This is a genomic window from Dolichospermum sp. LEGE 00246 (assembly GCF_015207865.1).
GTDB lineage: Bacteria > Cyanobacteriota > Cyanobacteriia > Cyanobacteriales > Nostocaceae > Dolichospermum > Dolichospermum heterosporum.
Genome location: NZ_JADEWA010000578.1, coordinates 1 through 2,905, shown reverse-complemented (window position 1 = coordinate 2,905; position 2,905 = coordinate 1). Strand labels below are relative to the sequence as shown.

Annotated in this window: 2 protein-coding genes; both read left to right on the top strand. The window is 35.0% G+C overall.

Features of this window, described 5'->3' with window-relative positions; genetic code table 11:
- Positions 1-1,251: GUN4 domain-containing protein (locus IQ228_RS24230; protein ID WP_193964721.1), on the top strand; the 1,251-nt coding region annotated here is incomplete at its 5' end.
- Positions 1,252-1,792: 541 nt separating this feature from the next.
- Complete coding sequence (larE, locus tag IQ228_RS24225) at positions 1,793-2,617, top strand: ATP-dependent sacrificial sulfur transferase LarE (RefSeq protein ID WP_027403955.1); 825 nt, start codon at positions 1,793-1,795, stop codon at positions 2,615-2,617.
- Positions 2,618-2,905 lie beyond the last annotated feature (288 nt).

Genomic DNA, 2,905 nt, shown 5'->3' with positions numbered 1-2,905 from the left:
GAATTAATATGGGAAAAGAAAGAAAATTTTAAAGCTGTTATCATCTTAAGCAATGCTTATTTATTAACTTTAGAAAAAATTAAATTAATTAGTGAAGGTATTAGTAAACTGGCAGAAGATGCCCAGTATCAAAAACAAATTGTGCAGCAAATAGTAAAAGATTTAGCAGTATATCAAGAAATTTATGAATATCAACAGAAAGCTTATAAGATTCGTCAGGAAATAGCTAAACTTGCCCATAATGCCATTAATTTTGAAGATTCTATTCAAGATTATTTTAGTCCCTTTCAATCTTTAATAGATGAGGTGATGAAAGTAGATGAATATTTTTATGCAACTGTTGGAGATATTAAAAGTCTAGGGGATAACATTTTAAATTATCAGTCAAATTTATTTAAGATCGAAGAAAATGAAGGTATTTATCAAACATTTCTCGATTTTATGGTAAAAAGTTATGAGAAAAACACCAGATTAAAAGATGCCTTAATTCAATCTCAATTATTAAATTGGCAAATCCCTAATTTTGAAATAAGTGAAAATGGTGTCTTTTTAGGTCAAGGTATTGATTTAATTTCAAATTATATATCTCAACAAATAACTGATCAAATCCAAACTCTAGACAAAGCAGAAGTAAATTTTATCTCTGTACCATCTCTGGCTACGACTAAAAAAACAGAATTAATGGAAGTAGCTAATGATCATATTAGTTCCCAGCCAGAATTTTTTACCAATCAAGATATTGACTATACCCGATTGCGGGATCTGCTGGCACAAAATCAGTGGAAAGAAGCTGATATGGAAACTGCTAAATTAATGCTAAAAGTCATGAAAAAGAATTACTGGAATGAAGTTTATCAAGAAGATATTGAAAGCTTTCCTTGCCAAGATTTACATATTATTGATCGACTTTGGGAACAATACAGTTATGGTTATTTTGGCTTTAAGATTCAACAAACAATTTGGAGTGAAATGGGTGGTCAAATAGACTATGAAACAGAAAAGAAACTAGGCGATCGTCTGGGTTGGCGAAAAGATGGAAAATGGTTAGATTACGAGGCTTTAACTTTTCAATTATCCCCCATGACACCGATGGGACACCTACCAGCCAAATGGTTACACTATGACCAAAATAGCCTTGACTTATCCTCACCATCATCTACAGAACACCTATCAATGGCAGCTTGGCGCGTAAAGTCTTGGTTAATTTGGCAGATGCACTTGTTCTTTTCTCGTGTAAAAAGCTGTGTATAATTCTTGTTCCAATTGCTATCTCTGACTCTTTTTGTTGCTGTGCTGACGTGCTGGGTAGTTATTCACTCCCCCCCTCTAAAATTATCGAAACCCTTGATCTCTCGTTAAAGATAGGGGGGCAATACTGCTCGGTTAAGGGGAGATAGGGGGTGAATTCAAAAATATTTTGTTCGCGTATGTACTACGAGAACAATAAAAGCTAAAAAACTTGCTTATACCTAACGAAAGGCACGCTGAAAAAACTTAATTGTCAATTGATGAGAATATCCTTAAACCGTGGAACTATAACCCACATTCCGCACCCTCAACTGTCATAGAGAAAAAATACGGAGAAAAAAATCCAAGTGAGCATAAAAACCAACATAGAGAGTGAAAAAAGGCATTTGAGAAACAGTAAATCACCAAAAATACCATAAAAACCTATTCTCAATCCCACATTCCGCACTTCATTTTGTAATATGCGAGTATTTCCTTAATTTTATTTTTCATTGTAATCAATGACTAAAATAGAAGTGATTAGGCGTTATGGGGTTTTAGTAGAATGAGTTGGACAGAAAAACTAGAGCAGTTAAAAGAGTTATTTACAGAAATGGATCAGGCTTTAATAGCCTATTCGGGGGGGGTTGACAGTACATTGGTGGCTAAGATTGCTTATGATGTGTTAGGCGATCGCGCTTTGGCTGTAACTGCGGTTTCTCCTTCTCTATTACCAGAAGAATTAGAAGACGCGAAAATTCAAGCCGCAACTATCGGAATTTCTCATAAAGTTGTCCAAACACAGGAAATGGACAATCCCAATTACACATCTAATCCAGTTAATCGTTGTTATTTTTGTAAAAGCGAATTACACGACACTCTCAAACCCTTGGCTTTAGAGTTGGGTTATCCTTATGTGGTAGATGGTGTAAATGCCGATGATTTACATGATTATCGTCCCGGAATTCAAGCTGCAAAAGAAAGAGGTGCGCGATCGCCTTTAGCAGAAATTGGGGTGACTAAAGCCGAAGTTCGGCAAATTTCCCAACAATTAGGTTTACCTTGGTGGGATAAACCCGCTCAACCCTGTTTAAGTTCGCGCTTTCCCTACGGTGAAGAAATTACCATTGCCAAATTACAGCGAGTAGGTAGAGCCGAAATTTATTTACGAAACCTGGGGTGGCAAAATTTACGGGTTCGTTCCGAAGGTGACACAGCCAGAATTGAATTATCACCAGATAAAATTAAAGATTTTGTCTCGACTACAGATTTACCAACTTTAGTATCCGCATTTCAAAACTGGGGATTTATCTATGTCACCTTGGATTTAGAAGGTTATCGTAGTGGGAAATTAAATCAAGTTTTACCTCAAATCGCTTTAACAAATTAGAGCTTATTCTTCTAAAATTGATGATTGTCAACTTTAGAAGAATTTCTCACATATTCCCTAAAAACTGAAGATAATTGAAACAAGATTTTATCATTTTTTCTTTTCGTGACTAACGTTAAACTGTGGAATAATTCTTATGGAATTACCCTGATTGTTTTTATCCCACATTCCGCACCCCAACTGTCACAGGAGTGGAATTACATAGGCAAGAAATAAAATTGAGAATAAAAAATAACATATTATCGAGAAAATACATTGGCAAAAAAGAAAAACACCAAAAATAGCATC